The sequence below is a fragment of the Sorangium sp. So ce204 genome (assembly GCF_051526795.1).
GTDB classification, from domain to species: domain Bacteria; phylum Myxococcota_A; class Polyangia; order Polyangiales; family Polyangiaceae; genus Sorangium; species Sorangium cellulosum_B.
In genome coordinates this window covers 596839-621370 of the sequence record NZ_CP150317.1, presented here as the reverse complement: position 1 = coordinate 621370, position 24532 = coordinate 596839, and the positions used below count along the sequence as shown (strand labels likewise).

General features: G+C 68.3%; 17 protein-coding genes and 5 tRNA genes. 2 read left to right on the top strand and 20 right to left on the bottom strand.

The annotated features are described in order from the left end of the window. Positions 1-32: 32 nt before the first annotated feature. The 18 genes from panB to WMF22_RS02200 all read right to left on the bottom strand — a co-directional run bounded on the left by panB (position 33) and on the right by WMF22_RS02200 (position 19125). Positions 33-980 carry a 3-methyl-2-oxobutanoate hydroxymethyltransferase gene (gene panB / locus WMF22_RS02285; RefSeq protein ID WP_437297495.1) on the bottom strand — a complete coding sequence of 316 codons (948 nt, stop codon included), beginning with the start codon at positions 978-980 and terminating at the stop codon, positions 33-35. Between the two features lie 207 nt (positions 981-1187). Beyond that, positions 1188-1817, bottom strand: a complete 630-nt coding sequence (locus tag WMF22_RS02280) for a GNAT family N-acetyltransferase (RefSeq protein WP_438034681.1) — start codon at positions 1815-1817, stop codon at positions 1188-1190. Between the two features lie 21 nt (positions 1818-1838). Then, entirely contained in the window at positions 1839-4076 is a 2238-nt protein-coding gene (locus WMF22_RS02275) for an HD domain-containing phosphohydrolase (RefSeq protein WP_438034680.1), read from the bottom strand. Positions 4077-4473: 397 nt separating this feature from the next. Further along, on the bottom strand, positions 4474-8757 hold the full coding sequence (rpoC, locus tag WMF22_RS02270; protein ID WP_437297493.1) for a DNA-directed RNA polymerase subunit beta': 4284 nt from the start codon (positions 8755-8757) through the stop codon (positions 4474-4476). Between the two features lie 141 nt (positions 8758-8898). After that, positions 8899-13035 (bottom strand): DNA-directed RNA polymerase subunit beta, encoded by a 4137-nt coding sequence (gene rpoB, locus WMF22_RS02265; protein ID WP_437297492.1) that lies wholly within the window; start codon positions 13033-13035, stop codon positions 8899-8901. A 366-nt stretch (positions 13036-13401) separates the two neighbouring features. After that, positions 13402-13788 (bottom strand): 50S ribosomal protein L7/L12, encoded by a 387-nt coding sequence (gene rplL, locus WMF22_RS02260; RefSeq protein ID WP_437297491.1) that lies wholly within the window; start codon positions 13786-13788, stop codon positions 13402-13404. A gap of 98 nt (positions 13789-13886) precedes the next feature. After that, positions 13887-14417: a 50S ribosomal protein L10 gene (gene rplJ / locus WMF22_RS02255; protein WP_012233043.1), complete on the bottom strand. Its 531-nt coding sequence runs from the start codon at positions 14415-14417 to the stop codon at positions 13887-13889. Between the two features lie 3 nt (positions 14418-14420). Further along, positions 14421-15131 (bottom strand): 50S ribosomal protein L1, encoded by a 711-nt coding sequence (rplA, locus tag WMF22_RS02250; protein WP_012233042.1) that lies wholly within the window; start codon positions 15129-15131, stop codon positions 14421-14423. Positions 15132-15276: 145 nt separating this feature from the next. Next, positions 15277-15720: a 50S ribosomal protein L11 gene (gene rplK / locus WMF22_RS02245; protein WP_437297490.1), complete on the bottom strand. Its 444-nt coding sequence runs from the start codon at positions 15718-15720 to the stop codon at positions 15277-15279. Between the two features lie 117 nt (positions 15721-15837). Continuing rightward, positions 15838-16368 (bottom strand): transcription termination/antitermination protein NusG, encoded by a 531-nt coding sequence (nusG, locus tag WMF22_RS02240; RefSeq protein WP_012233040.1) that lies wholly within the window; start codon positions 16366-16368, stop codon positions 15838-15840. A gap of 30 nt (positions 16369-16398) precedes the next feature. Then, positions 16399-17028 (bottom strand): preprotein translocase subunit SecE, encoded by a 630-nt coding sequence (gene secE, locus WMF22_RS02235; protein ID WP_437297489.1) that lies wholly within the window; start codon positions 17026-17028, stop codon positions 16399-16401. Between the two features lie 87 nt (positions 17029-17115). Next, positions 17116-17188: transfer RNA gene (locus WMF22_RS02230), tRNA-Trp, on the bottom strand. Between the two features lie 29 nt (positions 17189-17217). Continuing rightward, complete coding sequence (gene rpmG / locus WMF22_RS02225; protein WP_012233038.1) at positions 17218-17388, bottom strand: 50S ribosomal protein L33; 171 nt, start codon at positions 17386-17388, stop codon at positions 17218-17220. 9 nt (positions 17389-17397) lie between these two features. Further along, on the bottom strand, positions 17398-18588 hold the full coding sequence (gene tuf / locus WMF22_RS02220; protein ID WP_437297488.1) for an elongation factor Tu: 1191 nt from the start codon (positions 18586-18588) through the stop codon (positions 17398-17400). A 52-nt stretch (positions 18589-18640) separates the two neighbouring features. Further along, a tRNA-Thr gene (locus WMF22_RS02215) sits at positions 18641-18716 on the bottom strand. Between the two features lie 16 nt (positions 18717-18732). After that, positions 18733-18805 (bottom strand) — tRNA-Gly (locus WMF22_RS02210). Positions 18806-18879: 74 nt separating this feature from the next. After that, positions 18880-18961: transfer RNA gene (locus WMF22_RS02205), tRNA-Tyr, on the bottom strand. Between the two features lie 91 nt (positions 18962-19052). Next, a tRNA-Thr gene (locus tag WMF22_RS02200) sits at positions 19053-19125 on the bottom strand. 590 nt (positions 19126-19715) lie between these two features. Here WMF22_RS02200 and WMF22_RS02195 point away from each other — a divergent pair. Both WMF22_RS02195 and WMF22_RS02190 read left to right on the top strand, forming a co-directional pair. Beyond that, entirely contained in the window at positions 19716-21521 is a 1806-nt protein-coding gene (locus tag WMF22_RS02195; protein ID WP_438034679.1) for a serine/threonine-protein kinase, read from the top strand. A gap of 187 nt (positions 21522-21708) precedes the next feature. Further along, positions 21709-22002, top strand: a complete 294-nt coding sequence (locus WMF22_RS02190; RefSeq protein ID WP_157906390.1) for a hypothetical protein — start codon at positions 21709-21711, stop codon at positions 22000-22002. Positions 22003-22235: 233 nt separating this feature from the next. Here WMF22_RS02190 and WMF22_RS02185 read toward each other — a convergent pair whose 3' ends face one another. Beyond that, on the bottom strand, positions 22236-23726 hold the full coding sequence (locus WMF22_RS02185; protein WP_438034678.1) for an MXAN_5187 C-terminal domain-containing protein: 1491 nt from the start codon (positions 23724-23726) through the stop codon (positions 22236-22238). A 5-nt stretch (positions 23727-23731) separates the two neighbouring features. Next, a complete protein-coding gene (locus WMF22_RS02180) occupies positions 23732-24484 on the bottom strand; it encodes a hypothetical protein (protein WP_437297485.1) in 753 nt (250 codons plus the stop codon). Positions 24485-24532 lie beyond the last annotated feature (48 nt).

Below are 24532 nucleotides of genomic sequence, written 5' to 3'. Positions count from 1 at the left end.
CGACCGCACCGCGCCGCACCGCGCTACGTCGCTCAGTGCGTCTGCCAGTGCGGGGGGATCTCGTCCGCCGGCGCGAACTCGGGCTTGGCCGGCGCGGCGGGCACGGTGGCGGCCCGGCGAGGCCCGTTCGGCTTGAAGCTGTGCTCTGCAGCGGGGAACGTGCGCGACTGCACCTCGTCCACGTAGGCGCGCGTCGCCTCCACGATCTGATCGCCGACCTCGGCGAAGCGCTTCGCGAACTTCGGCGTCAGCTCGCGGAACATCCCGAGCAGGTCGTAACAGACGAGCACCTGCCCGTCGCAGCCGGCCCCGGCGCCGATCCCGATCGTCGGGACGGAGACCGCGGCCGTCACCTCCTGCGCGAGATCCGGCGGGATGGCCTCGAGCACGATCGCGTAGACGCCCGCCTCGTCGAGGACGCGCGCGTCGGCGATGAGGCGCTCGGCCGCCTCGTCGCCCTTGCCCTGCACCTTGAAGCCGCCCATCGCGTGCACCGACTGCGGCGTGAGCCCGAGGTGACCCATCACCGGGATGCCCGCGGCGACGATCCGGCGCACGTGCTCGGCGATCTCCTCGCCGCCCTCGAGCTTGATGCTCTCGAAGCTGCCCTCCTTCATCATGCGCCCGGCGTTCTCGAGCGCGTGCATCGGAGAGAGCTGGAAGCTCATGAACGGCATATCGCCCACGACGTGGGCCCGCCGCGCGCCGCGCGCCACCGCGCGCCCGTGGTAACAGATCTCCTCGACCGTCACGGGGAGCGTCGTCGTGTGCCCCTGCACGACCATCCCCAGCGAATCCCCGACGAGCAGCAGATCGGCGCCGCCCTCGTCGAGCAGCCGCGCCATCGTGAAGTCGTACGCCGTCACCATCGCGATCGGCGAGACCCCTTTGCGGGAGCGGATCTCGGGGACCGTGACCTTCGTCGAGCGCTGCGCTGGCCTGCGTGCGCTGCCGCCACCGTTGCCTTGCGGACCGTACATGTGCCTCCGGGTCGCGGCCGCACTCGCGGTCCACGCCTCGGGACAAGCTAGGGCGGCGCCCGCTGCGGGGCAAGACGCGGCGCGCGGCGGTCGCGGGCCGGCAAGCCGCAATCTTCAGCGTTCTCGACGGGTTGCCGGCCGGTCGCCGGCCGGCAGGGGCGTGCAGCCAGGACGCCGCGCGGCGGCGCGATCACGGGAGCGGCCGGATCAACCGTGGCGGGGGCCGGCGCCGCGGACGGGGTGCGCTGCCCCCGTCGTTCGCGAGCCGCCCGGAGGCGCTGGCCTCGGGTTGGTCAGCGCGGTGAGGACGTGGTCGCGCCACGCGCCATCGATGAACAGGTAATCGCGCGCGTACCCCTCGACGGCGAAGCCGAGGCGCCGGAGCAGCCGGCCGCTGCGCTCGTTGTGCGGCAGGTAGTTCGCCATCACCCGGTGGAAGCCGAGCGTGTCGAACATGTACGCGATCGCCGCCTCGATCGCCTCGAACATCAGGCCCGAGCCCACGGCGCGCTGGTCGAGCGAGTAGCCGAGGGTCGCGGCCTGGAAGGCGCCGCGGACGAACTGCGTGAAGTTGCAGACCCCGATCAGCTCGCCGCCGGGGGCGCCGCGCCACTGCAGCGCGAGCCGGAGCGCGCGATCCGCGGCGAAGTCCTCGTGGTCGCGGAGGAGGCGCTCGCGCCAGAACGCCTCGGTGTAGAAGCCCTCGGGGCGCGGCGGATCCCACCGCGCCAGGTGGTCGCGGTTGCGCTCGAAATAGGCGAGGTAGCGGCCAGCGAGCTCGACGGGAGCGATGAAGAGGCGCAGCCGCGGGGTCTCGATGCAGACGGGGCTCTTCAAGCGGCCTCCAGCGCGGCGCGCCTAGGACAAGGTCCCTTCGTCGAGGCGCCGCATCCCTTCGAGGAGCAGCGCCTCGGGTGACGCGGTGATGCTGCGGGTGCTGGGCGAGAAGCTCGGGTCGAGGCGGAAGTCGCCCTCCCGGAGCGTGAGCATCCGGTAGAACGCGTCCTCGCCCTGCGCGCCGGCCCAGAGCGCATGGACGACCTGCCCATCGGCGAAGTGGATCTCGCCGGCCATGGAGTTCGCCTGGATCTTGAGCGCGCACGTCTTCCGGCCGTGCCAGAGGATCTGGATCATGTCCGGCAGGCCCATCTCGGCGAGCGAGCCGGATACGCCGCGGGGGACGGTGGTCGTGGAGCGCCGCTCGATGAGCTGGCGGAGCTTGGCGGCCATGACGTCGGTCGACGCCGGCTTCGAGACGAAGTCGTCGACGCCGAGATCGAAGGCGCGCTGGGCGGTCTGCCGGTCCGTCTTCGCGGTGAGGATGACCCACGTCTTGTCGCGACCGAAGCCGAGCTTCAGCGCGTCGGAGCGGAGCGCGAGGCCGGCGTCGGGCTCCTCGAGGTCGATCTCGCTGACGACCACCTCGATGTCCTTCGTCTCGAGCTCGCGGCGCGCCTGCGCCACGTTGCGCGCGATCGAGACCTCGAAGCCCTGCTCGAGCAGGCGCAGCTCGAGCACCGTCGTCTCCTCGGGATCCGGGTCGACGATGAGCGCCTGGTGCCGATCGGAGAGCAGCTTCGCGCGCATGTCGTCGCCCGTCATGACCTGGCGGAAGAGATCGACGATGTTCGGATCGAAGATGGTGGCGCGGTACTGGGCGAGCACGTCGCAGGCCTCCGGCGGGCGGAGCGCCTTGCGGTACGGGTTGCGCGGGTTCTGCGTGAGATCGGCGTAGGTGTCCGCGACCGCGAGGATGCGCGCGCCGAGCGGGATCTCCTTGCCGGACAGGCCGTCGGGGAAGCCGCTGCCGTCGTAGCGCTCGTACATCATGCTGATCGCCGAGACGACCTCCTGCGGCAGCCCCACCGACTCCATGAGGTGCGCCGGAAGATCGACGCTCTTCGTCGCGGCGAGCCGGTGCCCCTCGTACTCGGCGACGTTGAGCGCGGTGAGGTGGTACGGGCCGTTCTTGCCGAGGTCGTGCAGGTAGGCCGAGGCCACGTAGCTCGCGACCGTCGTCGGCGGCAGGCCGATGCGCTCGCAGAGCTTGCGCACGATGCGGGCGACCGTGGAGGAGTGGCCGCGGAGATCCTGCCGCGCGTTCTCGAGCAGGCTCACGAGGACGTTGAGCGTCTCGACGTACGCGTGGGTCGTCGTCGGGTGCGGCGGCGGGGGGGGCGGCGCCGCGGCGACCGGCGCGGAGATCGGCGCGGGAGCGACGTGCTGCTGGGGGGGCGGCGACGGGGGCACCGGCGTCGGCGGGGGCCCGGCCGGGGCCACGCGGGGCGGCGCGGAGGGCGCCCGCATCACCGCGGGCACCTGCGGCGCCGTGACGAGCGCCGCGGGCACCGGCGCCGCCTGCGCGGGCGCCGCGTGCGCCGGCTGCACGTGCATCGCCTGCGGGTGCATCGGCGCCGCCTGCGCGGGCGCCGCGTGCGCCGGCAGTCCGTGCATCGTCTGCCCGTGCGCCGGCTGCGGGGCCACCGCCGGCACGTGCGTCATCGACGCGCGCTCGTGCGTCATCGACGCGCGCTCGTGCGTCATCGATGCGCGCTCGAAGGGGTTATTGCTGTTGGTGTAGAGGATCTCGTCGAACGAGTTGACCGGGCGCAGCAGCGAGCTGAACGCGGTCGTGTCGCCCCGGTAGTGGTACGCGATGGCCGCGCGGACCGCCGCCGGCCTGGCGACGATGGCGCGTACGTCCCGCACGCCCGCGGCGAGCCGGATCTCGTGCAGCGCGACGTCGTTGTCGGGATCCGCCGTCGCGACCGAGAGCGTCGTGTTCCGATCGTCGAGCAGCACCGGGAAGACGCCGTGCAACGTCGCGGTGATCGCCGAGACCTTGGCGAGCACGCGGGGCTCGATGATCGCCTTCGAGAGCTTCTCGGTCGAGACGAAGCGGGTGTTGTGGACGGTCGCGATGAACTTCAGGAGCTCGGCCTCGTTGACGATGTCGAGCTCGATGATGGCGTCCTCGATACGCCCGCGCGTACGCATCGCGTACTCCACCGCACGACGGTGATCGTCCGGGGTGATGCGCCCCTCGAGGACGAGGCGATCGGCAATCCGCTGGTTCAATCCTTGAACGGAAGCCATCGAAACCCTGATTCTACCCAGAAATTGGAGGTGGCGCGCCCAAGAACCCTCGCGGAACGGGAGCACGCGGGGAGAGCTGGCCAGCCGCTCGCGGCGTATGCAGCCATGGGGTGCGCTCGAGGAATGAGAGCAGAGCTCGGCGCGGCGCGCGAGCCCTGTGAGCATTCCAGCCGACGCCGGTTGGCTGGCGATGCCCGCTCGACCCGATACGCTGCGACGTGGAAGTGAAGACTGGCTCCGGGTAGGCGCGCGCGCCACGTCCGGCGCGGCTCGCCAGGCTGGTCAGCGGGAGAGCGAAGGGCAAAACGCCTCCCGAGCGCTGCGAGCGCGCTTCGGGAGATGGGCGGCGCGCCCGGGGTCGGGGTTGGATCCCGCCCTGGGCGCGCCGGCAGGCCGGCTACTCCTCGTTCACGGCCGTGAGCGTCTCCTCGGGACGCGGCCGGGGGGCGACGTACGGCGCTTGCGCCACCGGCTCGCCCTCGACCACGACCTGGAGGCGCTTGTAGGCGGGCAGCCCCGTCCCGGCCGGGATCAGGCGGCCCATGATGACGTTCTCCTTGAGACCGCGGAGATCGTCCGTCTTGCCGTTGATCGCGGCCTCGGTGAGCACCTTGGTCGTCTCCTGGAACGACGAGGCGCTGATGAACGACTCGGTCGACAGGCTGGCCTTGGTGATGCCGAGGAGGAGCGCCTCGGCGATGGCGGGCTTGCCGCCGCGCTCGAGCACGGTCTCGTTCTCCTTCTCGAAGATGTGCTTCTCGACCTGCTCGTCCACCAGGAAGTTCGTGTCGCCGACCTCGCGCACCCGGACCCGCCGGAGCATCTGCCGGACGATGACCTCGATGTGCTTGTCGTTGATGCCGACGCCCTGGAGCCGGTACACCTGCTGGATCTCGTTCACGAGCCAGGCCGACAGCTCCTTCTCGCCCTTCACCCGGAGGATGTCGTGCGGGTTCGGCGGGCCGTCCTGGAGGGGATCGCCCGCGCGCACCCGGTCACCCGGCTGCACCTGGATGTGCTTGCCCTTCGGGATCAGGTACTCGCGCGCCTGATCGCCGAGCGCGTGCCCGTCCGGCGAGTACGGCGTGATGATCACCTTCCGCTTGCCCTTCGTGTCCTTGCCGAACGTGACCTCGCCGTCGATCTCGCTGATGATCGCGTGATCCTTCGGCTTTCGGGCCTCGAACAGCTCGGCGACGCGGGGCAGACCGCCGGTGATGTCCTGCACCTTCGTCGTGTCGCGCGGGATCTTGGCGATGACCTCGCCGGCCTCGATGAGATCCCCCTCCTGCGCGACGATGTGGGCGCCGACAGGGAGCAGGTAGCGCGCCTCGAGCTCGCTGTTCGGGAGCTTCAGCGTCCTGCCCGACTCCGGGTCCTTCAGCGAGATGCGCGGGCGGACGTCGGCCGCCTTCGACTCGATGACGACCTTTCGCGAGAGGCCCGTCACCTCGTCGAGGCGATCCTGCACGCTGACGCCCTCGATGAGGTCGCCGAACTTCACCACGCCGGAGACCTCGGTGAGGATCGGCGTCGCGAACTGGTCCCACTCGGCGAGCAGCTCGCCGGGCTTGGTGCGCTCGCCGTCGGCCTTCTTGAGGATGGCGCCGTAGACGAGGCGGTTGTGCTCGCGCTCGCGCCCCGTCTCGTCGACGACGACGATCTCGCCGTGGCGGTTCATGACCACCATGGTGCCGTCCTTCTTCTTCTGGACGACCGCGCGGCGGAGGCGGACGGTGCCCTCGGTGCGGGCCTCGAGGTAGCTCGCCTCGATCTTGCCGCGCGCCGCGGTGCCGCCGATGTGGAAGGTGCGCATCGTGAGCTGCGTACCCGGCTCGCCGATCGACTGGGCGGCGATGATGCCCACCGCCTCGCCGATGTTGACCCGGTAGCCGCGCGCGAGGTCGCGCCCGTAGCACAGCGCGCAGACCCCGCGGCGGAGCTGGCACGTGAGCACCGAGCGGATGACGACCTCCTCGATGCCGGCGTCCTCGATGGACCGCACCGCCTGCTCGTCGAGCTCGGTGTTCGCCGTGATGAGCACCTCGCCGGTGAGCGGGTCGACGACGTCCTCCAGCGCGACGCGGCCGAGGATACGGTCCCCGAGCGGCTGGATGACCTCGCCGGCCTCCTCGAGCTTCGCCACGCGGATGCCGTCGAGCGTGCCGCAGTCGAACTCGGAGATGACCGCGTCCTGCGCCACGTCGACGAGCCGCCGGGTGAGGTACCCCGAGTTCGCCGTCTTGAGCGCCGTGTCGGCGAGCCCCTTCCGGGCGCCGTGCGTCGAGATGAAGTACTGGAGCACGCTGAGACCCTCGCGGAAGTTCGCGGTGATCGGCGTCTCGATGATCTCGCCGGACGGCTTGGCCATCAGGCCGCGCATCGCGGCCAGCTGCCGGATCTGCTGCGTGGAGCCGCGCGCGCCGGAGTCGGCCATGATGTAGATCGGGTTGAAGCTCGGCTCGATCGACTCCTTGCCCGTCTCGTGGTCGACGACCGTCTCCTTGCCGATGCCGGCCATCATCTCGGTCGTGACCTGGTCGGCGATGCTCGCCCAGATATCGACGATCTTGTTGTACCGCTCGCCGTCGGTGATGAGCCCCTCCTGGTACTGCTCGACGACGCGCTCGACCTCCTTCTGCGCCTCGCCGAGGAGCACCTTCTTGGCCGGCGGGATCACCATGTGATCCATGCAGATCGAGATACCCGCCCGCATCGCGTGGTCGAAGCCGAGCGTGCGGAGCCGATCCGCGAGGAGGACGGTCTCCTTGTTGCGGTGGATGCGGTAGCAGACGTCGATGAGCGCCGAGAGCGCCTTCTTGTCGAGGGTCTTGTTCGCGTACTCGAACGCGACCCCCTTCGGGAGGACCTCGGAGATGATGACGCGGCCCACCGTGGTCTCGACGATGCGGCGCTTCACGTGGCCGAACTCGTCGAGCTGCGGGTTGCCCTCGTCGTCGATGATCGGGACGCGGACGCGGACGCCGGCGTGCAGCGCGACCTCGCCGTTGTCGTACGCCATCCGCACCTCCTCGAGGGAGGCGTAGACGCCCCGCAGGTAGCCCTGCGCCACGCCGTCCTCGCCGAAGGCGAGGGTGTCCGCGCGGTACGACCCCTTCTCGAACTTCCGCTCGCGGGTCGCGTAGTAGAGCCCGAGCACGATGTCCTGCGTCGGGTTGATGATCGGCTTGCCGCTCGCGGGCGAGAGGATGTTGTTCGTGCTCATCATGAGCACGCGCGCCTCCATCTGCGCCTCGACCGACAGCGGCACGTGGACCGCCATCTGGTCGCCGTCGAAGTCGGCGTTGAACGCCGCGCAGACCAGCGGGTGCAGCTGGATCGCCTTGCCCTCGATGAGGACGGGCTCGAACGCCTGGATGCCGAGGCGGTGGAGCGTCGGGGCGCGGTTCAGGAGCACCGGGTGCTCGCTGATGACCTCCTCGAGGATGTCCCAGACCTCCGGGCGCTCCTTCTCCACCATCTTCTTGGCGCTCTTGATGGTGTTGACGTAGCCGCGCTCTTCCAGCTTGTTGTAGATGAACGGCTTGAAGAGCTCGAGCGCCATCTTCTTCGGCAGGCCGCACTGGTGCAGGCGCAGCGTCGGGCCCACGACGATGACGGAGCGGCCCGAGTAGTCGACGCGCTTGCCGAGCAGGTTCTGGCGGAACCGGCCCTGCTTGCCCTTCAGCATGTCGGAGAGCGACTTGAGCGGGCGCTTGTTCGGGCCGGTGATCGTCTTGCCGCGGCGGCCGTTGTCGAACAGCGCGTCGACCGCCTCCTGCAGCATCCGGCGCTCGTTCCGGATGATGATCTCCGGCGCGTTCAGCTCGAGGAGCCGCTTCAGGCGATTGTTGCGGTTGATGACGCGGCGGTAGAGGTCGTTGAGATCGCTGGTCGCGAAGCGGCCGCCGTCCAGGGGGACGAGCGGGCGCAGATCCGGCGGGAGCACCGGGATCACGGTCAGCATCATCCACTCGGGCCGGTTGCCGCTCTCACGGAACGCCTCGACGACCTTGAGCCGCTTCGCGAGCTTCTTCCGCTTGGCCTCGCTGGTCGCGGCGCGCATCTCCGTCCTGAGCAGCTCCGCCAGGCCGTGGACGTCGACCTGCTTGAGCATCTCGAGGATCGCCTCGCCGCCCATGCCAGCGCTGAACTTGTCGTCACCGTACTCGTCGAGGAGCTGCAGATACCGCTCCTCGCTCAGGAGATCGCCCCGCATGAGGCCAGTCTCCTTGGGATCGATGACGATGTACGCCTCGCAATAGAGCACCTTCTCCAGGTCCTTGAGCGTGATGTCGAGCATGTTGCCGATGCGCGACGGCAGGCTCTTCAGGAACCAGATGTGGGCGACCGGCGTGGCCAGCGAGATGTGCCCGAGCCGCTCGCGCCGGACCTTCGACTGGATGACCTCGACGCCGCACTTCTCGCACACGATGCCACGGTGCTTCATGCGCTTGTACTTGCCGCAGTTGCACTCGTAGTCCTTCACAGGCCCGAAGATCTTGGCGCAGAACAGACCATCGCGCTCCGGCTTGAACGTCCGGTAGTTGATGGTCTCCGGCTTCTTCACCTCGCCGTGCGACCACTCGCGGATCTTCTCCGGGCTCGCGAGCGAGATGCGGATGGCGCTGAACGACAGCGGGTCCTTGGGCTTCTCGAAGAAGCTGAAGATGTCACGCATGGAGACCTCCGGAGACAGAAACGAAACCGATGAACCTGTCCGCGCCCACTGCTTGAGCGTTCGGGAGCGCGCCGCCCGCGCGGCGCGCCTCCCCTGCCGTCACCGAGAAGGCGCGCGGCGCTCGTGACGTGGCGAACTGCATCACTCCTCTTCCTCCGCGGCCGACGCCTCCACCCCTGCGCTCGTCTCGACCAGCTCGACGTTGAGGCACAGCGACTGGAGCTCCTTGATGAGCACGTTGAAGCTCTCCGGCAGCCCCGCCTCCAGGGTGTAGTCCCCCTTCACGATGGCCTCGTACATCCGGGTGCGGCCCATCACGTCGTCGCTCTTCACGGTGAGGAACTCCTGCAGCGCGTAGGCCGCGCCGTAGGCCTCCATCGCCCAGACCTCCATCTCGCCGAGCCGCTGCCCGCCGAACTGCGCCTTGCCGCCGAGGGGCTGCTGCGTGACGAGCGAGTAGGGCCCGATCGAACGAGCGTGGATCTTGTCGTCGACCAGGTGGTGGAGCTTCAGCATGTACATGATGCCCACCGTGACGTTCTGATCGAACGCGTCGCCCGTGCGCCCGTCGAAGAGGATCGCCTGGCCCGAGGTCGGGAGACCCGCGAGATCGAGGGCGCCCTTGATGTCCGACTCGTGCGCGCCGTCGAACACCGGCGATCCCATGAACACGCCCTCATCGACCGTCTTGACGAAGCGCTTGACGTCGCCGTCGTCGAGGTCGTCGAAGAAGCCGTTCATCGTCTCGTCGCCCGCGTAAATGGCCTTCAGGTGCTCCTTGATCTCGGCGCTCGCCCGCTGCTGCTCGATCATCTGCGTCAGCTGGTTGCCGAGCTCGAAGGCGCCCCATCCGAGGTGGATCTCGAGGATCTGACCGACGTTCATGCGGCTCGGCACGCCGAGCGGGTTCAGCACGAGATCGACCGGCCTGCCGTCCTGCAGATACGGCATGTCCTCCTCGGGGAGGATGCGGCTGATGACACCCTTGTTGCCGTGGCGGCCCGCCATCTTGTCGCCGACCTGGAGCTTGCGCTTGATGGCGATATAGACCTTCACCATCTTGATGACGCCCGGCGGCAGCTCGTCGCCCTTGGAGAGGCGATCGATCTTGTCGCGGAAGTGCTCCTCGCGCGTGCGGACGAGCTCCTCGAGGTCGCGCAGGATCTGCTGGACCCGCTCGGCGTCGTCGACGGGGATCTCCCCCCAGTACTTGCGGGGGATCTCGGCGAGCGAGGGCTCGTCGATGATGGCGCCCTTCTGGAAGAGCACCTTGCCCTTGTCGTCGACGAGCTTGCCTGTCGCCTCCTTGCCGAGGAGGAGCTCGCGGATGCGGCGGAAGAACGAGTCGCGGAGGATCTTGATCTCCTCGTCGCGCGTCCGCTCGATCCTGGCCCGCTCCTGATCCTCGATGTCCCGCGCGCGGTCGTCCTTCTCGGTCCCCTTGCGCGAGAACACGCGGGCGTTGATGACGATCCCGCCGACGCCGGGCGGCACCTTGAGCGAGCTGTCGCGGACGTCGCCGGCCTTCTCGCCGAAGATCGCGCGGAGCAGCTTCTCCTCGGGCGAGAGCTGGGTCTCGCCCTTCGGCGTGATCTTGCCGACCAGGATGTCGCCCGGCCGCACCTCGGCCCCGATGCGCACGATGCCGGAGTCGTCGAGGTCCTTGAGCGCCTCCTCGCCGACGTTCGGGATGTCGCGGGTGATCTCTTCCTTGCCGAGCTTCGTGTCGCGGGCGACGCACTCGAACTCCTCGATGTGGATCGAGGTGAACACGTCGTCCTTGGCGATGCGCTCCGAGACAAGGATCGAGTCCTCGAAGTTGTAGCCCTGCCACGGCATGAACGCGACGAGCACGTTCTGGCCGAGCGCGAGCTCGCCCATGTCCGTCGACGGGCCGTCGGCGAGCACGTCGCCCTTCTTCACCACCTCGCCCGTCCTGACGACCGGCTTCTGCGTGTAGCAGGTCGACTGGTTCGAGCGCTGGAACTTCATGAGGTGGTAGATATCGGGCACCTCGGCGCCCTCGCCCTCGGCGCGGACGACGATGCGCGTCGCGTCGACGCTCTCGACGACCCCGGGGCGCCGCGCGATGACGCAGACGCCGGAGTCGCGGGCGAGCCGCTCCTCCATGCCGGTGCCGACGAGGGGCGCGTGCGACACGACGAGGGGCACGGCCTGACGCTGCATGTTGGCGCCCATGAGCGCGCGGTTCGCGTCGTCGTGCTCGAGGAACGGCACGAGCGCGGCGGCGACCGACACCATCTGGTTCGGCGCGACGTCCATCAGCTCGACCATCTCGGGCGTGACGATCTTGAACTCGCCGTTGTAGCGGGCCGAGACCAGCGACTCCTTGAAGCGGCCGCCCTCGTCGAGGTTCACGGTCGCCTGCGCGATGTACTTGCCCTCCTCTTCGAGCGCGGAGAGCCAGATCACGTCCTCCGTCACCCGGCCGTTCTCGACCTTCCGGTACGGCGTCTCGACGAACCCGAACTCGTTCACGCGGGCGAACGTCGACAGCGAGGCGATGAGGCCAATGTTCGGACCTTCCGGCGTCTCGATGGGGCAGATACGGCCGTAGTGGGTCGCGTGGACGTCGCGCACCTCGAACCCGGCGCGCTCGCGGGTCAGGCCGCCCGGGCCGAGCGCCGAGAGGCGGCGCTTGTGGGTGACCTCCGAGAGCGGGTTGGTCTGGTCCATGAACTGCGAGAGCTGGGAGCTCCCGAAGTACTCCTTCACGACCGCGCTGACCGGCTTCGCGTTGATCAGATCGTGGGGCATGAGCGTGTCGATCTCCTGCGACATGCTCATGCGCTCCTTGATCGCGCGCTCCATGCGGACGAGGCCGATGCGGTACTGGTTCTCCATCAGCTCGCCGACCGCGCGCACGCGGCGGTTGCCGAGGTGGTCGATGTCGTCGACCGAGCCGCGCCCGTTCTTGAGCTCGATCAGGTGACGCACGGTCTCCAGGATGTCCTGCGGCGTGAGCACCGTGAGATCGAGCCCCGGCCGCTCGTCCTCGGGGACATCCCGGTAGAACTTGTAGTTCAGCTTCAGCCGGCCGACCTTCGACAGGTCATAACGCTCGGCGTTGAAGAACAGGTTGTGGAACAGGGTCTTGGCGGTCTCGAGCGTCGGCGGATCGCCCGGCCGCAGCCGCCGGTAGATCTCCAGGATCGAGTCCTCCATCGTCTTCACCTTGTCGGTGAGCAGCGTGTCGCGGAGGTACGAGCCGACGTTCAGGCCGTCGATGAAGAGGATGCGGAACTGCTCGATGTTCGCGTCGCGCAGCCGCTCGAGCTTCGCCTCGGTGAGCTCCTCGTTCACCTCGACCACGACCTCGCCGGTCTCCGGGTCGACGATGTCGTGCGCCGCGACCTTCCCGACGAGCTCCTCCGGCTCGAGGCTGAGCCGCTCGAGCTTCGCCTCCTTCATCTTCCGGATGGCGGCGCGGGTGAACTTGGTGTTCTTCTTGACGATGACGTCGTTGCCGATCTTGATGTCGCGCGTCGTCCGCTGGCCGGCCAGGAGATCGTACTCGATGCTCTTCGCGTACTTGCCACCCTTCTCGAGGTACACGGTCTCGGTCGAGTAGAAGTAGTTCAGCAGGTCCTGCGTCGAGTACCCGAGCGCGCGCAGCAGCACCGTCGCGTGCATCTTCCGCCGGCGATCGATGCGAACATAGATGATGTCCTTCGGGTCGAACTCGAAGTCGAGCCACGAGCCGCGGTACGGGATCACGCGCGCGGAGTAGAGCAGCTTGCCGCTCGAGTGCGTCTTGCCCTTGTCGTGATCGAAGAAGACGCCGGGGCTCCGGTGCAGCTGGCTGACGACGACGCGCTCGGTGCCGTTGATGATGAACGTGCCCGTCTCGGTCATCAGCGGGAGCTCGCCGAAGTAGACCTCCTGCTCCTTGATGTCGCGCACGATCCGCTCCCCGCCGTCGCGGGTGTCGTAGATCATCAGCTGGTTCGTGACCTTGATCGGCGCCGAGTAGGTCATGCCGCGCTGGCGGCACTCATCGACGTCGTACTTCGGCGGCTCGAGGTTGTACGAGACGAAGACGAGCTCGCTCGTGCCGTTGAAGTCTTTGATCGGGAAGACCGAGCGGAACACCGCCTGCAGCCCGACCTCCTCCCGCTCGTTCGGCGGAACGCTCATCTGGAGGAATTTGTCGTAGCTCGACTTCTGGATGTCGATCAGGTTGGGGACGTCGATGATGCGACGAACGCGACCCAGGTTCTTACGGACGCGGAAGTTGGATTGGACGACCGACGGCATCGATTTCCTCCGGCTCACACGAGCAGTGCGGGGCGGGCGCACGGCTCGAACCGAGCAACGAACACGAAGCTACGCACGAATGGCGAGCGAGCGTCCCCAGGGAATGAGGACCCAAAACATCTTGGTTGTGGGGGCAGAGCGGACCGCGTGGCGACCCATTGAGCTCCGACGTTGGCCGAGGACCCGCACCCGCGGTCCTCTTCAGGATTGACCGAGGACCCGTACTCGCGGCCCTCTTCAGCGTTGCGCGAGGGCCCGCAAACGCGGTCCCGTTCATCAGACAAAAGCGGGACGTGCGGCAGGGACGACCGCCCCTGCCGCCGTCCGCCGGCGGATCCCGATTTCCCTTGCAGGGAGCGGTGATCGTTACTTGAGCTCGACGGTAGCACCTGCCTCGACGAGCTTCTTCTTCATCTCCTCCGCGTCCGCCTTGGAAACCTGCTCCTTGACGGTCTTCGGCGCGGCCTCGACCAGGTCCTTCGCCTCCTTCAGGCCCAGACCGGTGATCTCGCGGATCGCCTTGATGACGCCGATCTTGTTGCTGCCCGCGTTCGCGAGGATGACGTCGAACTCGGTCTGCTCCGGGGCCTTCTCGGCCGGAGCGGCGGCCGCGGGGCCGGCAGCGACGGCGACGGCCGCGGGGGCAGCCTTGACGCCCCACTTGTTCTCGAGGTCCTTGATGAGCTCGGCGATCTGGATGACAGGGAGGTTGGAGAGGTAATCGACGACCTGCTCGCGCGTGATCTCAGCCATTGCAAGACTCCTTCAAACTCTTCTGCGCGCCCCGGGGAGGGGGCCATGTAAACCAAAACCAGACGGGCGCAAGGCCCAATTGATACGAAAGCACCCTCTCAGGCCTGCTTGCCCGCTTCCTCTTCCTTCGCCTTCAGGAGATAAGCGAAATTCTGGAGAGGCGCGTTGAGCTGCTGCACGAACTGCTGGAGCGGCGCCTGCAGCGTCGCGAGCAGCGTGGCACGAAGCTCATCCTTGCCGGGCATCGTCGCGAGCTGCGTCTCGACGGCGTCCCCCGAGAGGATCTGCCCCTCGATGAGCCCCGCCTTGATCTGCAGCTTCTGGTTGTCCTTGCGGAACGCCTTGACGACCTTGGCCGCTGCGCTCGGATCCTCGTAGCTCCAGGCCACGCCGGTCATGCCGGTCAGGCTCTTCGAGAGGGTCTTCGCCCAGGGGTGCTCCTTGATGGCGTGGCGGACGAGCGTGTTCTTCACGACCCGATACTCCACGCCGGACTTCCGGAACTCATCGCGAAGCTTGGTGACCGCCTCGACGTTCATCCCCTTGAAGTCCAGGAAGACCGCGGAAGACATCCGCTCGAACTTCTGCCGGACGGAGCCGATCAGCACTTCCTTCTGGGACCGTTCCATGGGCTACGCCTCCTCCGTCTTGCCGATGAAGTGGACCGGGTCGATGCGAACCCCGGGGCCCATCGTCGAAGACATCGTGATGCTCCGGAGGTAGATGCCCTTGGCCGTCGCCGGCTTGGCCCGGACGAGCGCCTGGATCAGCGCGTCCGCGTTCACGTGGAGCGCGTTCTCCGCGAAGGAGACCTTGCCGATCCGCGCGTGCACGATGCCCGCCTTCTCGACACGGTACTCCACCTTGCCGGCCTTCGCCTCCGAGACGGCCGTCTTCACGTCGAACGTCACGGTCCCGACCTTCGGGTTCGGCATCAGGCCGCGCGGACCGAGGATACGGCCGAGCTTGCCCACCAGACCCATCATGTCAGGGGTGGCGATCACGCGATCGAAGTCCATGAAGCCTTCCTGGACCTTGTTCACGAGATCCGCCTCGCCGACGAAGTCGGCGCCGGCCGCTTCGGCCTCCTTGGCCTTCTCGCCCTTGGCGAAGACAAGGACCCGGAGCGACTGCCCCGTCCCATGCGGGAGCACGACGGCGCCACGGACCATCTGGTCCGCGTGCCGCGGGTTGACACCCAGCCGGACCGCGAGGTCCACCGTCTCGTCGAACTTGGCGGGCGCCGCTTGCTTCACGAGCGCGCACGCCTCCTGCAATGTGTACTTTCGAGCGCGGTCGACGACTGCCCGCGCTGCGACTTTTTTCTTGGCGACTTTCGGCACATGCCCTCCTTCTTAACGGCTCTCGCCTCCCACGGTGCGCCTCAAACTACCGTGGTAAGTCTTGCTTCTGGCCCGCTGGACGCCCTCCGGGGCGCCCGGCGCGGCGGGGCGCATCCCCGGGCGGCGGGGAGCGCCAACGACCACCTCAGTCGACGACGTCGATGCCCATCGAGCGCGCCGTGCCCGCCATGCTGCGCATCGCGGACTCGAGGTTCGTCGTGTTCATGTCCTGCATCTTGAGCTGGGCAAGCTCCTTCAGCTGCTTCTGCGTGACCTTGCCCACCTTGACCTTGTTGGGCTCCTTGGAGCCCGCGCCCGGCTTCTTCTTCGTCTCGAGCCCCGCCGCCTTCTTGAGGAGCACGGAGGCCGGCGGCGTCTTCATGATGAACGTGAACGAGCGGTCCGAGTAGACCGTGATCACCACCGGGATGATCATGTCGCCCTGCGCCGCCGTCCGCGAGTTGAAGTCCTTGCAGAACGCCATGATGTTGACGCCGTGCTGGCCGAGCGCCGGACCGACGGGGGGCGACGGGTTGGCCTTGCCCGCCGGAAGCTGCAGCTTCACGTACCCTGTGACTTTCTTCGCCATGATGAATCTCGCACCCTATCGAACCGCCGCCCGACGGGCGGTCTACTATTCAGAGAAACAGCGGAGCACCGCGGAGGCGCGGTGCTCGCCCGCAGGTTTGCAGCCGTCCGTTCCTGGCTAGCGCTTCTCCACGGCTGAGAAGTCGAGCTCAACGCTGGTGGGTCGGCCGAAGATGCTGACCTTCACCTTGAGCTTCTGCTTGTCCATCTTCACGTCATCGACCGTGCCGGTGAAGTTCGCGAAGGCGCCGTCGAGGACCCGCACCTCCTCACCCACCTCGAACGTGAGCCGCGGCTTCGGCTTGACCGCCCCTTCGACGATCCCCCGCCGGAGATTGTCGATCTGAACGATCGGGACCTCCTGCGGCGTCTGGTTGCCGATGAAGCCGGTCACCTTGGGCGTGTCCTTGACCAGGTGCCAGACCTGCTCGTTCATCTCCATCTCCACGAAGATGTAGCCGGGCAGGCTGAGCTTCTGACGAACGCGGGTCTTACCGCCAGGACGGTTCTCCGTGACCGTCTCGCTCGGGATGAGGATCTCGCCAAACCGATCTTCCAGGCTGTACTGCTTCACGCGCTGCTGGAGCGCGTCGCGCACCTTCGCCTCGTATCCCGAGTAGGTATGGATGACGTACCACTTCTTGGCCATGGCGCTTGATTCCCTCAGGGTCTCCCTGCTTCAGCTTCCATCGCCGTAAACGATGTTGGTCACGAATGCCCAGAAGCGGTCGAGCAGCGCCAGGTAGAGGGTCGCCACGGTGGTCGTCGCGATGACGACGAACGTCGCATTCGTCACCTCTTTCTTGGTCGGCCACTTCACCTTCGCCAGCTCGGCGGCGACGTCGTCGCTCCAGGCGCGAAGCTCGGGGTTGCGGAACGCGCGCAACACGACGACCAGCGCGACGACGCCGCCGACGATCATGCCGTACGTCGTCTTGTCGTCGTCACCCACCGCGGAGAGCGCCGGCAGCGCCCGGCTGAACCAGTCCTTGTTGGCGAGGGTCGCCCAGACGCCATGGACGACCTTGCCGAGCAGGTAGGCGAGCAGCATCCCCGCGGCGAAGAAGCCGGCGAGCACGTAGCGCTCCGACCCGAGCTGAGCGGCCGCGACCTCCTCGTCCTCGGCCTCGTCGGCGTCGTTCGATTCATCGGCACTCGGCGCCTCGGCGTCCTTCGCGTCAGCAGCCCCCGTCCCCTCGCTCCGCACCACGAGGGACGAGTCCTCGGCAGGCGAGCTCGGTCCGGATTCTTCCGGCTCCTCGTCCTCCGCGACCTTCGTCGGCGGCTTGTCTTTTTGACCCTTCGCCATAACAACACCAAACGCGCCGACCCGCGGCAGACAATGGCCTGCTCGGTGAGGATCCAGGGGCGGCCCTGAGGCGCCCACATCCCCCGGCAGGGGCAGAGAGGCTCGAACTCCCGACCTGCGGATTTGGAATCCGCTGCTCTACCAACTGAGCTATACCCCTAGAATCGCTGCGCCTTCCTGAGCACTCGTTCACTTCGTCTCGTCGTGAACCGTGTGCTTCTTGCACTGCTTGCAGAACTTCTTGAGCGACACCACCTGGTCCGGCGCCTTCGTGGTCTTGTAGTTCCGCGACTTGCACTCGCGGCAGGCCAGTGAGACGGCGATGCGCGCCGCACGCCACCCACCGGCCTGCTCGCCCACGTCGGCCTCCTACGCGAGGATCTTGGTGACGACGCCGGCGCCCACCGTCTTGCCGCCCTCGCGGATGGCGAAGCGCATCTGCTCCTCCAGCGCGACCGGGGCGATGAGCTCGATCGTCATCGTGATGTTGTCGCCCGGCATCACCATCTTCACCCCCTCGGGGAGGTTCACCGTGCCGGTCACGTCCGTCGTCCGGATGTAGAACTGCGGCCGGTAGTTGGTGAAGAACGGCGTGTGGCGCCCGCCCTCCTCCTTCTTGAGGACGTACACCTCACCGGTGAACTTCGTGTGCGGCGTGATCGACCCGGGCTTCGCCAGCACCTGGCCGCGCTCGATTTCTTCCTTCTCCACGCCGCGGAGCAGACACCCGACGTTGTCGCCCGCCTGCCCCTGATCGAGCAGCTTGCGGAACATCTCGACGCCCGTCACGACCGACTTCTTCGTGTCCTTGAAGCCGATGATCTGCACCTCGTCGCCGACCTTGATCACGCCGCGCTCGATGCGGCCCGTGGCCACCGTGCCGCGGCCCTTGATCGAGAACACGTCCTCGACCGCCATCAGGAACGGCTTGTCGATGTCGCGCACCGGCTCGGGGATGTAGCTGTCCAGCGCGCTGAGCAGCTGCTGGATCGTCTCCTCCCACTTCGGGTCGCCCTGAAGCGCGGGCAGCGACGCGCCGCGGACCACCGGCGCGTTGTCCCCGTCGAACTTGTACTTCGACAGGAGCTCGCGGACCTCCATCTCGACAAGGTCGAGCATCTCCGGGTCGTCCACCGCGTCGCACTTGTTGAGGAACACGACGATGTGGTTCAGGCCGACCTGCCGGGCGAGCAGCACGTGCTCGCGCGTCTGCGGCATCACGCTGTCGAGCGACGACACGACGAGGATCGCCCCGTCCATCTGCGCCGCGCCGGTGATCATGTTCTTGATGTAGTCGGCGTGCCCGGGGCAGTCGACGTGCGCGTAGTGGCGGTTCGCCGACTCGTACTCGACGTGCGCCGCCGCGATGGTCACCGTCTTCGTCTCGTCACGGACCGTCCCGCCCTTCGCGATGTCGGCGTACGAGATCGCCTTCGCCAGGTTGCGCTTCGACTGCACCTTGACGAGCGCCGCCGTGAGCGTGGTCTTGCCGTGGTCGATGTGGCCGATGGTGCCCACGTTCACGTGCGGCTTCGTACGAGTGAATTTCTCCTTGGCCATCGAGATGTCTCCTGCCGAAATGAAGTTCGCGACTGCGTTGCGCTGTCCTCGCTGGAGCCCACCATCGGGATTGAACCGACGACCTCGTCCTTACCAAGGACGTGCTCTGCCAACTGAGCTAGGTGGGCAAACGACCGACCACGGAGCGGGCGACCGGGTTCGAACCGGCGACGTTCAGCTTGGAAGGCTGACGCTCTACCAACTGAGCTACACCCGCGGGCTTCCGTCGGGAGAGACCCCGGCGGATCTGGTTCCTGGTCGGACCGCCTTCGGAGCGAGACGTCGCTCCGGTGGAGGGTGATGGATTCGAACCATCGTAGGCATTGCCGGCAGATTTACAGTCTGCTCCCTTTGGCCGCTCGGGCAACCCTCCAGATTTTCTCTATTTATTAGATTTTACCGGCTTTGTCTCTGCCCTGACCTCCCGAACCACCGATCTGTTGCCGTGCATCGCCTTGCATCGGAGCTGACGAGGGGACTTGAACCCCTAACCCCCTGCTTACAAGGCAGGTGCTCTACCGATTGAGCTACGCCAGCGGCATCCACCCGCTGCCCGTCCCCGGGCTCCGGGAAACGTGCGTGCTGACCTAGCGAAATGTCCCAAGACCGATCACTTCTGTGCGAGCAATCAACTCCCGGCCCTGCTGGACCGCCTGCCTGCACGGTTCGGAGTGTCCCGACCGAGCTGGACCGCAGCGAGGTGAAGCTGTTGGTGCCGCTCACGTCGCTCCGAAGGTAGACGAGTCCCGCGAAGGGAGGAGGCTCTTAGCCCCCTGCAAGAGACGTGTCAAGCGGTGTGCATCGTTTTCGTCCGTTTCGCTGGAATCGGCTGCGAGAGCGCGGTCTGACCGCGCGGTCGAGCTGGGCGCTCGAGAGCACCGGCGTCCTCCGACGGCGCCGATCTCGCTCGAGCGCTCCCGGTTTTCAAGTGCGGACGTCGAGGAGCACGCTCCCGCGGCGCGCGGAGCGCGGCGGCGAGGCGCTCACGCAGCTGCGCGCCCGGGTCCCTTGCGCTCCGCTCGCGGCTGCTGCGATCCTGCGCGGCGCACGCTCGCCCGGGCGCGCCGCGGAGCGGCCCGAGGCGACGATCGCGTTCCGTCATGCTTTGGGGGTAGAGGTTCGATCGCATGGAATGTCCCGCTTGCCATCAGCCAAACATCGATGGGGCGCGCTTCTGCGCCACGTGCGGCGCGCTCCTCCCTGTCGCGCCGGTGGAAGCAGACCCGCTCATCGGCGCCATCGTCGGCGGCCGGTTCCGCATCATCGGCGTGCTCGGCGAGGGCGGGATGGGCCGCGTCTACAACGGCGAGCAGCCGATGGGCACGTCGGTGCGGAAGGTCGCCATCAAGACGCTCCTCTCGCAGCACGCGAAGGATCCGCAGGTGGTCGCGCGCTTCATGCGGGAGTGCGGCACGGTCAGCGAGCTCGAGCACCCGAACACCATCAAGGTGTACGACTTCGGGCAGACGAACACCGGGGAGCTCTACATCGCGATGGAGCTCCTCAACGGACAGTCGCTGGAGACGGCGCTCGAGCGGGGCGGCGCGCTCTCTCCCGAGCGCGTCGATCGCATCATCGCGCAGACGTGCGGGTCGCTCCAAGAGGCCCATGAGAAGGGGATCGTCCACCGCGACCTGAAGCCCGCCAACATCTTCTTGACCAGGCGCGCCGGCGAGGAGGACTACGTCAAGGTCCTCGACTTCGGCATCGCGAAGCGCGACGAGCGCAGCGCCAAGGCCGAGCAGAAGCTGACACAGCAGGGGACGGTGCTCGGCACCCCGCCGTACATGAGCCCGGAGCAGTTCACGGGGACCGAGCTCGACGCGCGGAGCGACGTCTACTCGCTCGGCGTGCTGACCTACGAGATGCTCACCGGGCGCCTGCCGTTCGACGCCGACACGCCGTGGGCATGGGCGACGCAGCACATGACGGCGCAGCCGTTCCCGTTCGAGGCGGTGCCGATGGGCGCCGCGGCCCCGCCGAAGATGAAGGCGGCCGTCATGAGGGCCCTCAGCAAGCGGCGCGAGGACCGGCAGCAGTCGGCGCGGGAGTTCTACGAGGATCTCACGATCGGCGCGGGCGCCCGCCTCTCGGTGCTCGCGGCGGCGCCGCGCACCCTCGTCGGGAGCGAGGCGCCGACCAGCGGGACAGCGCTGATGCCGTCGCGCTCGGGTCAGACGCAGCTCGGGGAGCCGCTGTTCGTCGCGGGGCCGCCCACGGGCTCGGGGCCGGTGAGGACCGTCGTCAACCATCAGGCCCATCAGGCCCATCAGGCCGCGACGGTCATGGATCAGGCTGTCGTGCCGGCGCACCCGGCCGTGCCCACGGGCAGCGGCCAGGTGTTCCCCGCGCCGCCGCCGGCGCCGCAGAAGAGCAAGGCAGCTCCGATCCTCGCCGCGGTCGCGGCCGTCGCGGTGCTCGGCGTCGTGGGCATCGTCATGATGACGAAGGGGAGCGGCGGGAGCACGACGGAGGAGAGCACGTCGACAGCGATCCCGCTGCCCACGGGCGCGCCGTCGGTCACCGTGGCGTCGGATCCCGTGGGCACGCCCACGACCACGACCACCCAGGAGCCTCCCCCGCCCGAGCCCACCGGCCCGGACAAGGCGCCTCCGGACACCCCGAAGAACACGCCGACGCCGACGACCCCGACCCCGACCACCGGGCCCAAGGCCCCGCCGCCCGGCAACGAGAAGGCGGAGCAGGAGTGCAGGGCCGCGATCAACCTGGCGAACGGCGGCAACACGGATCTCGCGGTGAAGCGCTTCGCGTCCTGCGATGGCCCCAAGAAGGCCGAGGCGAGGGCCGCCATCGGCGCGAGCGCCAAGCGGGCGGTCGCGTCCAAGGGGTGCGCGGCGAAGTCCCACGCCCTGGCCGCCGCGCGGATCGGGGCGGGCGAGGCGATGTCCCAGCTGCCAGCGCAATGTCGATGAAGGAGGTGGGCCGGATCGGGCACAACGTTCAGCGGGTCCGGGCTGTTCCAGGCTTGCCTTGACGCCCGATTTTGACCGGTGCTAGATCCTGCCCCGACAGTTCTGAAAGTTCACTGCACGCCGCGCCCTGGCTTTGTTTGGTCGGCGCTTGACTTTGGAACATGGGGGAGAAGGTCGCTCACGGGAAATGGGCAGTAAGATTCGTTTGGCCGCGCCTCGAATGAGCTGGCGCGACATATGTCGATCCAAAGAGTTCGCTGGGCGATGGATCGCCCTTGACAATGTCAAATACGTTCAGGGCTGTTCCCAGCCGGCCGAAGCCGACGTTGTGGACGCCGACGATGACCTGGCCGACTTATGCGCGAGGATGCGCGAGGCCGACCGCACGGCATGTGCGATCCTCTTCGTCGAGGACGACGCCGGAGTACCTGCGCGGGTCCAGCGACTGCCGCAGCTTTGGCGCCGCGTCGCGCATCACTGATCCGCCGGAACATCCTCACCCGCCCAGTCCAGCCGTCTGACGAGGCGAGCGCCCTCGGGAGCGTCTCCGCCAGCGCGGTGTGCAGGCTCGTGGGATACGGGCTCAGCCGCTAGGCAGGCGAGTGAGGCGTACGAAAGTACGCCTCAGCGAGCCGAACGACGCGGCTGAGCTCGTGTCGCGCGTCGGCCCCCGCCTCGGACGTCGCGCCCGCCCTGCCGCCAGCCGCTCTTCGGCTACTTGAGGATCGGCTTCAGCAGGGTCTTGCCGTCCTTGACGACGACATCGTAGTCGACGGACTTGGCCGGGTTCGTCGCCCGCAGCTTCGCTGCCTGCGCGCGGAGGCTCTCGGCCAGGCGCTCGTAGGTGACGCCGGCCGTCGACTCACGCGCGGCGCGCTTTGTCTCGACGTACTTCGCGTAGATCTGACGCAGCCGCTGCTCCGGGAGCTCGTCGTCGCGCGCAGCAGATCGCTGCGGGGGCGCGGGTCGCGCGCGCACCGCGGCGTCGAGGCCGGCGCGCGCGGCCTCCGGGGGGCGCGACGGCGTCCGCGGCGCCGTCTGCCGAGCGCCGCCCGCCGCGCCGGTCTCCGCGGCAGGCGGCGCGGTGGAGCGACGGCGCCGGGCCGACGGCGGGCGCTCCGAGTGGACGCGCTCCTGCCGCTTCGCTCCGGCGCCCTTCGCTTCGCCCGCCGTGGCGGCGGCAGCGACCGCTGGGGCTTCGGCCGGAGCGCCAGGAGAAGGCTTGACGGGGCTCGGGGGCGGCGGTCGCTTCGGAGCAGGCGGGGGCTCGGACGCGACGTTCGTCAACGCGTCTGGAAGCCCGGCCGCGGCCTTCGCCGCGTCGCCGGTCTTGGTGCGCTGAGCGCGCATCTCCGCCGCGAGCTCGGCGAGCCGCTGACGGCTGCTCGCGCCCGCCGCAGGCTGGGCCTTGTCGGCGGCAGGGCGCGCCGGCGACTTCGCGCCTGCTGGCGAGGCCTCGGCCGGCTTCGCCTCTGCCGCCTTGCTCTCCGCCGGCTTCTGCTGGGGCCTGGTCAGGCCGAGCCCTCGGGGCAGCCCTCCCAGCGGCGCGGGCTTCACGGCCGCGGCGGCCTGCGGCATGGCAGGCGGCGCGAGCGCAGGGCGCACCGGCGCGCTGGCGGGCGCCGCGCTCGACGCCTCCGGTGCGGTCGGCGGCGCGACCGCGGCGCGAGGCGCGACCTCCTCGACGGCCAGCGCGGCCAGCGATCGCTTTCCCAAGAGCGACGCGGCGGGCAAGGGCGGGGGCGCCAGCGTGACCGCCTCGTCGTCGACGTCGATCGCCTCGAGATCGCCGCCTTCATCGGCGCGGTGGACCGGCTCGCGCGCCGTCTCCTGCTGCTCGGCGAGCTCCGCGTAGCGCTCTGCCCGCTTGCGGCCGACGACCGTGAGCGCTTCCTTCGCCCCGACCCGCTTCGCTGCGCGGATGACGTCGCGGCGGTACGTGCCGTTCTCGATCTCGCGCGAGATGCGGCCCCAGTACTGCTGGAACGTGTTGTAGCGCTGGATCAGCATCTGGAACTTGAACCGGAGCCCGGTGTTCCTGATCTGCTCCCGCCGCATCACCCAGATGCGACGCTCGACGTCCTTGCGCGGGATGAGCGGCTCCAGCCGTTCGATCCCCATGAAATACTGCTCGTAGAGCGCGCGCAGCCGCTCGATGCGCGTCTCCAGCTCCTCGAGCTCCCGCTCGACCTCACCCGATTCCATCGCGGCTAGAGGGGCGTGATGCGCAGGTTGTCGAAGCAGACCGGCGCATCCCATGCGTTGAAGCCCATGTGCTCGTGCCCTGGACCGGAGAGCGGAGCAGGGTCGCTGAGCTCCAGGTACTCGACGTCGTTCACCGACCAGGAGAGGGTCCTGCCGTCACGACGCTCTATCCGGAAGCGATACGGTTGCCCCGGCGCGACCGGCCGCGCGCGGTCGTCGTCGCTGTCCGGATCCACGTCGATCTCCAGCCGTTCGGCGCTGTGCTCGTCGAGGCGCGCGAGCACGTGCTTCGTGTTCTTCCACCCCCCGAGGATCACGAGGTAGCTCGTCGCGTTCGTGTAGCTCGCCGCCGTCGCCCCGCTCCGACCGTCTCCCCAGAGCTCGGCCTTGAGATCGCCGTCCGGGGCCTCGGCGATGGCGTCGAACTCGATCCGGGCGTTCTCCGGCAGCGGCCGCTTCAACCACACGCCGCGGTTCCTCGCGGCGCGCACGCAGAGCCGCCCCTCGTCGATGGTCCACTTGGAGCTCAAGGCGTTCCAGTCGGCGCCGAGCGCCGGCCGGTTGAAGTCGTCCTCGAACACGCCCGCCCCCTGCGCTCCCGGAGCGGCGCCCGCGGTCGGCGAGGAGACCGACGACGCGACCGTCCCGGCTGGCCGCGCGCTCGCGTCCCCCGTGGCCGGCCCTTCGGGAACACACGCCGCGCTCACGAGCAGTCCAGGCACTGCGAAGACCCCGACGGTGGCACGGCCAGAGAGCACGGAATCGATGCTAGCAGCGGCGCGCGCGGACTTCGAGAGCCGCTTCGC

What these genes read in the sequence shown, in the direction of transcription:
- WMF22_RS02190 (WP_157906390.1), top strand. Translation starts at nt 21,709, where the DNA reads ATGGGCAGTAAGATTCGTTTGGCCGCGCCTCGAATGAGCTGGCGCGAC.
- rplK (WP_437297490.1), bottom strand. Translation starts at nt 15,720, where the DNA reads ATGGCGAAGAAAGTCACAGGGTACGTGAAGCTGCAGCTTCCGGCGGGC.
- panB (WP_437297495.1), bottom strand. Translation starts at nt 980, where the DNA reads ATGTACGGTCCGCAAGGCAACGGTGGCGGCAGCGCACGCAGGCCAGCG.
- tuf (WP_437297488.1), bottom strand. Translation starts at nt 18,588, where the DNA reads ATGGCCAAGGAGAAATTCACTCGTACGAAGCCGCACGTGAACGTGGGC.
- secE (WP_437297489.1), bottom strand. Translation starts at nt 17,028, where the DNA reads ATGGCGAAGGGTCAAAAAGACAAGCCGCCGACGAAGGTCGCGGAGGAC.
- rplJ (WP_012233043.1), bottom strand. Translation starts at nt 14,417, where the DNA reads ATGGAACGGTCCCAGAAGGAAGTGCTGATCGGCTCCGTCCGGCAGAAG.
- rpoC (WP_437297493.1), bottom strand. Translation starts at nt 8,757, where the DNA reads ATGCGTGACATCTTCAGCTTCTTCGAGAAGCCCAAGGACCCGCTGTCG.
- WMF22_RS02275 (WP_438034680.1), bottom strand. Translation starts at nt 4,076, where the DNA reads ATGGCTTCCGTTCAAGGATTGAACCAGCGGATTGCCGATCGCCTCGTC.
- rplL (WP_437297491.1), bottom strand. Translation starts at nt 13,788, where the DNA reads ATGGCTGAGATCACGCGCGAGCAGGTCGTCGATTACCTCTCCAACCTC.
- rpoB (WP_437297492.1), bottom strand. Translation starts at nt 13,035, where the DNA reads ATGCCGTCGGTCGTCCAATCCAACTTCCGCGTCCGTAAGAACCTGGGT.
- WMF22_RS02185 (WP_438034678.1), bottom strand. Translation starts at nt 23,726, where the DNA reads ATGGAATCGGGTGAGGTCGAGCGGGAGCTCGAGGAGCTGGAGACGCGC.
- WMF22_RS02195 (WP_438034679.1), top strand. Translation starts at nt 19,716, where the DNA reads ATGGAATGTCCCGCTTGCCATCAGCCAAACATCGATGGGGCGCGCTTC.
- nusG (WP_012233040.1), bottom strand. Translation starts at nt 16,368, where the DNA reads ATGGCCAAGAAGTGGTACGTCATCCATACCTACTCGGGATACGAGGCG.